This is a genomic window from Corallococcus sp. CA053C (assembly GCF_003611675.1).
Lineage (GTDB): Bacteria > Myxococcota > Myxococcia > Myxococcales > Myxococcaceae > Corallococcus.
Genome location: NZ_RAWA01000826.1, coordinates 1 through 693, shown reverse-complemented (window position 1 = coordinate 693; position 693 = coordinate 1). Strand labels below are relative to the sequence as shown.

At 68.4% G+C, this 693-nt stretch carries 1 protein-coding gene; it reads right to left on the bottom strand.

Annotated features, from left to right (window positions below):
* The coding region (locus tag D7V97_RS43425) for a general secretion pathway protein GspE (protein WP_120616305.1) at positions 1–536 on the bottom strand (536 nt) is incomplete at its 3' end.
* Between the last annotated feature and the right edge of the window lie 157 nt (positions 537–693).

Sequence of the window (693 nt, the reverse complement as noted above, 5' to 3'; positions counted from 1 at the left end):
GCGGCGGCCGGCTGCTCCAGGTCCTTGAGGTTCTTCACGACGGTGCGCCCCTGGGCGTCCACCACCTTGAAGTTGGTGTCCGCGTCCTCCAGCTCGGCGGACTCCTCGTAGAGGCGCGCGAACGCCCGGGCCACCGACGTGCGCCCCGCCACGTTCGCCACGATGCGGCACTTGGACAGGGCCCGCAGCTCGTCGAGCACCCGCACGTTGAGCGGATCCGACATGGCGACCACCAGCGTCTTGCCGTCGTCGCGCAGTTGCAGCGGCACGACGGAGAAGTCGCGCGCCGTCTGCGAGGGGATCTTGGCCTTCACGTGCGGGGGCACCATCTGCACGGCGTCCAGGTTCACCGCCGGCATGCCCAGCTGCTTCGACAAGGCGCGCACGAGGATGTCCTCGGAGACGAGGTTCATCCGGACGAGGATCTCGCCCAGCTTCCCGCCCCACTTCGCCTGCTCGGCGAGCGCCGCCTTGAGCTGGCTCTCCTGCAGGACGTTCGCCTTGATCAGCAGTTCTCCAAGCTTGATCTGTGCCATGTCGTGCGCGTCAGTGTACCCGACTTGGGCCGGGGCGCTGCCTTTCGACGCCTGGAAGGTCAGGAACCCGGCGCAGGGGGCGGCGGGGACACCTGCCCCCCACCTGTCACCTCCCGCCCCCTGTCCCTTATACACATCTGACGCTGCCGACGAACTC